The sequence below is a fragment of the Paraclostridium benzoelyticum genome (genome assembly GCF_001006285.1).
GTDB classification, from domain to species: Bacteria; Bacillota; Clostridia; order Peptostreptococcales; family Peptostreptococcaceae; genus Paraclostridium; species Paraclostridium benzoelyticum.
In genome coordinates this window covers 1-7,036 of sequence record NZ_LBBT01000207.1, presented here as the reverse complement: position 1 = coordinate 7,036, position 7,036 = coordinate 1, and the positions used below count along the sequence as shown (strand labels likewise).

Below are 7,036 nucleotides of genomic sequence, written 5' to 3'. Positions count from 1 at the left end.
TTATTTCTTTTTTGACAATCAAAACTTAATTAAAACAATACATCCTAGAAATGGAAATTTTCAACCCTACATCAATCCAATTCTATTAATTACGAGTACTATTTTTTATTCCATAATTATTTCTGATTTTTGGTAACTTTATTAAAATAATTCCTGTAATAGCAGATGCAATGATTATAGAAATAGAATATTGTTTGTAGAAGTAAATTCCACCTAAAATAATATAAGTTACACCAGTAATAAAACTTAAATAAAATATGGAGTTAATATATCTATTAGGATTTGAATATTGATTAATGAATTTCTTGCTAAATATGTATTTAAATAAGAAACAAAAGATTATAAATCCAATACCTAGAATTATGAAAACAAATGACAATAATTTATTATTCCACATTATTTTACCCCCTAATATACAACATTTAATTCCTCTAAATTCCAGTCTTAATATTAGTGTTAAACTAATATATAACAGTAAATATTTATAAATTTAACCATTTATTCCTATATTTATTTTAACATAGAGTAAAGGCTTTAAATTATAAATTTCTTGATTTTCTTTATAATAAACAATAAAAATAGCTGTATTCTAGTAACTATCATATATACTAGAATACAGCTATTAATTCAATATAAAAATCATATTTTGAATTAATATTTATTATGCCTTTGAGTATTTAATTGATTCTAAACAATAAGAAATTGTTTGAACTAGCCATATAATAGTTACTATTACTATAGGCATTATACCAAAGTTCCATAAAACGTTCCCTATGATACAAAATACCCAAAGGATAATACATGTTTTAGATACAGATACATATGCTTTATAAGCACTTTTAAATATTCCTAACTTTATAGATTCGTCACAACTATCTATCCATTTTTTAGAAAAATTCATGTCGTATATGCTACCTTTTAATAATGGGTTCATTTCTTTTTCTAAATTAATTATTTTTTTATGAATCAATATTGAAGACATCATAGATATTATAAAACCTATAGAAAAGCAAACAATATTTACAATATTTATATCACCATTTGCACCATGGAAGGGCGTTAAAATAACACCTAATCCAAAAAATAAAAATCCAAGAATACTATTTATAGAAGTTAGTAGAATTAAATACGATAAATTTTCTTCAATTTTATCGATAGTAGTGTCATCTTCATTTGATTTTTTCCATAATTCATACCCTTTTCGTGAGTCAGCATATATTATTTTAAATACTATTATCAGTAATATTGAAAGGGTAAGACTTGCAAATGGCGTAATTTCTTGAAGAATATTTACTAACGAATTAGATAAATTTTCACCTAAAATTTGTTTTAGATTGTCAGACATACCACCAAGAAATCCTCCAACAAAACCACCAATAATACCAGAGATTATCATTATGATTATAAAACTTTTAAAAGCTTTCTTATCTTCTTTTTTAATTTCATCCTTACATTTATTACTCATTAACCCCATCCTCCTCATAACTAAAAATATCCTCTACACTTACATTAAAAATCTTTGCTATTTTTAATGCTAAAGTAACTGAAGGAGAGTAATCCCCTCTCTCAATTTGGCTTATTGTCTGTCTAGACACGCCAACTAATACCCCCATCTCAGTCTGATTTACATTAATCTTAGCTCGATATTCTTTCAAGCGATTATTTAATGGCATATAACCCCTCCTGACTATTTTTATTGTCAATATGACAACTATATTTGTCAATATTAACTATAGCTTATGACAACTATATTTGTCAAGCGTATACAACTAAAAAAAGCTGTATTAAAATAAGTTAATATTTTAATACAGCTTTTTGGTAAATCAAAGCACTTTAAATTACAAGTCTTTATCTTTATTTAATTCTTTAATAATCTTGATAAGTAGTTCAACATACATGTATTTTGTACTCCTTCAATATTATTTTCTAAATTTATTTCTTCTATTTAAAAACAGTCCTAATGCAGATATCGCACCTGCAAATAAGAATGCTTTTACACCCATATCTATTGTTTTAGGATTTGAACTAAGCACCTCTTTATTATCATCTAAACTAGAAATAGTTACTTCTAATGTCTTTTTATGTTCTTGAGGTGAATTAGGTTTACTTATAGTAGGTTTTGTTTCAGTAGCACTAGGTCTATCTGTTGAAGTAACAGTATCTCCAACATTTGGAGTTTTATTATCTTCATTTATTTCAGGTAAATTACTTGTCTCTTCATCTTTAGGGCTTACAGTTATAGTTCTTTTAGTAGTAGTAGAATTTCCATTTTTATCAGTTACAGTATATGTTAGTTCGTATGTTCCAGGTTTGTTAGTGTCTACACTTCCAGTAACTTTGATATGCTTTGTTATATTGCCATCTTCTTTATCAGTAGCAGTAACTCCTTTCATTGAATCAAATGAAGTTCCTTCTTTTATACTGGCATTGTCAGCACCACTTATTACTGGTTTATCATTGCTTTTTACAATTACAGCTATAGATTTAGTAGTTGTAGCTCCATTACTATCAGTTACTTTATATACAACCTTATATGTACCTGCTTTATTTGTATTTACTGTGTTTTCTATAACTTTAATATGTTTTGTTATATTACCATCCTCTTTATCAGTAGCCGTAACCCCTGTCAATGGATTAAACGTGTCTCCAACTTTGATAGTTTTATTACTTGCATTTATAACAGGTAAATTATTTATATGTAATTCTTTAGGATTTACAATTATAGTTCTTTTAACGGTATCAGTATTTCCGTCTTTATCATTTACTTTATACGTTAGTTCATATGTTCCAGGTTTATTAGTATTCACATATCCACCAACTTTTATATGCTTTGTTATATTACCATCTTCAGTGTCAATAGCAGCAACTCCGTCCATTGGATCAAATAAAGTTCCTTCTTTTATGCTGGTATCATCAGCACCGATTATTAATGGTTTATCATTACTTCTTACTGTTACTAATATAAACTTAGTATTTGAAGCCCCTTTACTATCAGTTACTTTATATATAACTTTATATATACCAACTTCACTTGTATCTACTGTATTTTTTATAACTTTAATGTCCTTAGTTATATTGCCGTCTTCTTCATCAATGGCAGTAACTCCATCCAATGGATTGAATTTATCTCCAACTTTGATAGTTTTGTTTTCTGCTTTTATTACAGGCGGCTTATTTAAAGTTAAGTCTTTAAGCTTTACAGTTACAGTTATGTCTTCAGTAGTTGTAGCCCCATTGCTGTCAGTTACTGAATATACAACTTTATATTTACCAGCTTTGCTTGTATCTACTGTATTTTTTATAACTTTAATATCTTTAGTTATATTACCATCCTCTTTATCAGTAGCACTAACCCCATACATTGGGTTAAACTTATCTCCAACTTCTATAGTTTTATCTTCTCCATGTATCACAGGAGCATGGTTTGGTGTTCTTTCATAAAAATGAATCATATTTGAATTTATATCAGAAACCCAAGTATTTCCGTATTTAGTTGTTTGATATCCTCCTATAATAAGATGTTCAGAATTTACAAAGTCTTTAGGAATATTAATTGGTTTAAAAGCATATTCAACCTTTAATTTAGGATCTTCATCTCCTTCAATAGTAGATTTTAAAGTTACTCTAAAAGCTACAAGATTCTTTAACTCTGGAACATCGGTAGAAAAAGAACTTCCATCAGTTGAATATTCAAGAGTGAATGCACTTTGTGAATCTTCCTTTATTACTGGTAGTTTAGTAAATTCTACGTACTTTTTACCTTCTTCAGTATGGTTTGTAAATGTATAAGAGTATTCACTAAGTGTCCCATTAGTTAAAGCGAAGTGCCAATTTGTATGGATATCTTCTCCTGTAGATAAATTATAGTGTAAATGCCCATATTTATTATCAGAGTAACTAGTTTCAAATCTATATCTATTTCCATATGCAGTTTTTTCATTTTCTGATGAAACTTCTGGTTTTTCAGGTATTTCTTCTGGAACTAACACTTTATCTTTTTCAGTTGGATTATTTGTTATTTCATTTGTATCGTTTGTTACTGGGTTAGTTTCTACGTTGTTAGTATCTTCCGTTGATACATCTTGTGTAATTTCATTTGCATAAATACTTATAGGCATTGGGTTCATTAATATCGTTGTAGCCATTGCACCTGCTACTGCTTTTTTAATTTGCTTGTTTTTCATTTAAGATGTCTCCTTATTACAATGTTATATTTATATACCTTTACTTTTGTGTCCTAAACTTTAAAAAATTTATATACTAATTAATAAGGTAGAGTTTTATTAAAAAGGTTCAAATTCTCTAAAAAAAAATACTATTTTACATAGTATTTTTTTTATAGATATAATAATCATTTTACATTAAAGTCAATTTCCATCATATTAAATATATTATTATTTAAACTTTATATTAATCAAGTATTTAGATAAATTTCCAGACTTATCATACAAATACAATGTAAAGTTAGTGTTATATTTACTTGTTTTTAACTTAATTTCATTTTTATTTTCATTTGAAAATATTTCAGCTTTATTTCCATCCACATCAGTTATATATGACTTATCATAATCTATGTTGGATAGATAATCAGTTACGTTTATAACTATTTCCTCTTCATTATATTTATAATCTATAATTTGAGGTTTTGTTTTGTCGATGCAATTAACATCTATATCTTTTGTATTTGTTTTGTTAAAAATAGACTTAGTGTATATTTTATAAGCTCCATTTTCTGTTATAACTGTTGAAATTTTATTATGTTTTGATGTACTGCTATAAATCTTATTTCCATTGGCATCTAATATGTAAATTTCATCTAAAAATGCAGAGTTTCTCAATGTAATTTCCAGTTCTAAATCTTTATTTGTATATTTACTATCATTATAAGATATAGATTTTATTCTTGGATCTAGTCCTATAGTAGTTAATAAAATACCAGAAGTTACAATTGTTGAGGATACAGCTGTAAATTTAAAGTTATTTCCTATATTTATTTTACTTGATCCTCCTAAATAGTTTGTGCTTGCAGCTGCATTTTGGGATAAATATATGCTTTTAGCGAGTGAAGGAACTGTAATGTTCTTTGCAGTATTATAATAATGTATATTTAATGATTTTGATATACTTGGAATAAAAATCATTCCGTAGAAATTATCACTTAAATACATAGATTTTAATTTTTTCTTTGCATAATGAAGTCCGCTTTTTACTGTTCCTAGAGGCATATCCATTATAAATGCTATTTCCTCACTTTTTAAGCCTTCATAATATTTAAACAGTATTAAATTCTTGTGCTGCAATGATAACTTGTCTATTAAAGATACAAGATAAGTATGTTTTTCTTTCTTTTCATATGTATGTTCTATCACATTATCAACTTCAGAGAAAGTATCATTTTTCAAGGTATCTTCATAATTGCAGTATGCAAGCTTTTTAGAAGAATTGATTTCTTGAAGACATCTATTATATGCAATTTTTTTCACCCAAGCTATAAACAATTTTGGGTTTTTAAGATCATTTATAGACTTCATTACAATTAAAAATACATCTTGAGATATATCTTCTGCTAAGGTGTCATCTTTTAAAATAGATAATACATAAAAATATACATTTTTATATGTTGTACTGTACAACTCTTCAAAGGCTTCATTATCACCGCTCTGTGCTTTAATAACTAATTTTTCTATTTGCTTATAATCATATTTTTTCATAAATCATCCTTTTCTAAAATAGTAGTTATTGTTTCTTTATTTGTCTAAAGCATTATATAATTAATTTTTGTAGTTTTTATTCTTTGATTGTATATAATATTATACCTTTAATAAGATCTATTTCCATATAAAATAGTTCGAATTTCTAACATATTATTTCGATACCATTGTTTATACTCTTTCTAAATTGATTTAAATCAGTTTAATATCAATTTAGAAAATATCTATAAAAGAACATATGATGTCACTTTAAATATATGGGCATTAATAACCAAGATACGGTATAATGAGGATATGTTTCAATAATTTACATAAAATTATAATATATGTATGAAAAATTTAAAATACAATTGCTAAATTATTTACTAAGTAATTGGAAATTTAAGTTTTAAAAAATAGCTAATAAGGAGATATTATGGTAAATTTAAAAACTAAAAAAAGTATTAATTACAAAAATGTATTATACATAGCTTTTTTTATCTATTTGTTGATCTTAATTAAAATTATTTTATTTAAAACGAATTCATTTGTGGACATATTAAAAGGAAATACATCAGCAGGGTATAGGAGTGCAAATTTAATTCCATTCAAAACAATAGTTAATTTTTTTAATATGGATGGATTTTCTTTTTTAAGGGCCTTTTCAAATACCGTTGGAAACATTGCCATATTCTTACCTTTGGGATACTTACTTCCTATTTTAACAAAAAAGATTAACAATATATATAAGGTTTTATCCCTATCTATGTCTATAAGTATACTATTTGAGAGCTTACAATATATATTTTACTTAGGTAGTTTAGATATTGATGATATTATTCTTAATACATTAGGGGGAGTATTTGGGTATATCATATATTTTTATATGAAAAAGTTTACAAATTCAAATCTATCTATATATAAGGTATCTTTAATTTTAGGTGTGGTTACTTTTATTATAGGATTTCCAATAGCTAAAACTGAATTTGGAAATTTATTAGGGCTTACAACTGATGAAACTTTGTATATAAATAAAAAGGCAATTCCAAATGAAGATCCAGATATACGAGGAACATATATATCAAAAGAGGATGATTATTTAAAAATTTATGATAATATAATATCTAAAGATTCACAAGAAAAAGATGTTCTAAAACAAACAGTTATTCCAATAGATAAAAATACAAAATTTTATTATTCTAAAATTAAAGAATTAAAAAATAAATTAGAAGTAGAATATGTTCCAGTAATGGCTGATGAATTAGCTAAAATTAAGGAATATTCATTAATGAGTATATGGGAAAAAGAAGGGTTTAAGACGTTTTTATTGAATCATTTTAGTATAA

Annotated in this window: 5 protein-coding genes and 1 pseudogene; 2 read left to right on the top strand and 4 right to left on the bottom strand. The window is 25.7% G+C overall.

Annotated elements, in window-relative coordinates; translation table 11 throughout:
* Positions 1-661: 661 nt before the first annotated feature.
* The 4 genes from VN21_RS09840 to VN21_RS09825 all read right to left on the bottom strand — a co-directional run bounded on the left by VN21_RS09840 (position 662) and on the right by VN21_RS09825 (position 5,711).
* Positions 662-1,465: a DUF3169 family protein gene (locus VN21_RS09840; protein ID WP_046823108.1), complete on the bottom strand. Its 804-nt coding sequence runs from the start codon at positions 1,463-1,465 to the stop codon at positions 662-664.
* Positions 1,458-1,673: a helix-turn-helix transcriptional regulator gene (locus VN21_RS09835; RefSeq protein ID WP_035117301.1), complete on the bottom strand. Its 216-nt coding sequence runs from the start codon at positions 1,671-1,673 to the stop codon at positions 1,458-1,460. The genes VN21_RS09840 and VN21_RS09835 overlap by 8 nt, the downstream gene beginning before the upstream one ends.
* A gap of 246 nt (positions 1,674-1,919) precedes the next feature.
* Positions 1,920-4,184, bottom strand: coding sequence for a DUF5011 domain-containing protein (locus tag VN21_RS19095; protein WP_052952034.1), 2,265 nt, complete (start codon positions 4,182-4,184; stop codon positions 1,920-1,922).
* Positions 4,185-4,394: 210 nt separating this feature from the next.
* On the bottom strand, positions 4,395-5,711 hold the full coding sequence (locus VN21_RS09825; protein ID WP_046823107.1) for an RNA polymerase sigma factor: 1,317 nt from the start codon (positions 5,709-5,711) through the stop codon (positions 4,395-4,397).
* 415 nt (positions 5,712-6,126) lie between these two features.
* Between VN21_RS09825 and VN21_RS19480 the strand changes: the two are divergent.
* A pseudogene (locus tag VN21_RS19480) lies at positions 6,127-6,519 on the top strand (VanZ family protein); the annotation flags it as partial.
* A gap of 57 nt (positions 6,520-6,576) precedes the next feature.
* The coding region (locus tag VN21_RS19255) for a hypothetical protein (protein WP_264303196.1) at positions 6,577-7,036 on the top strand (460 nt) is incomplete at its 3' end.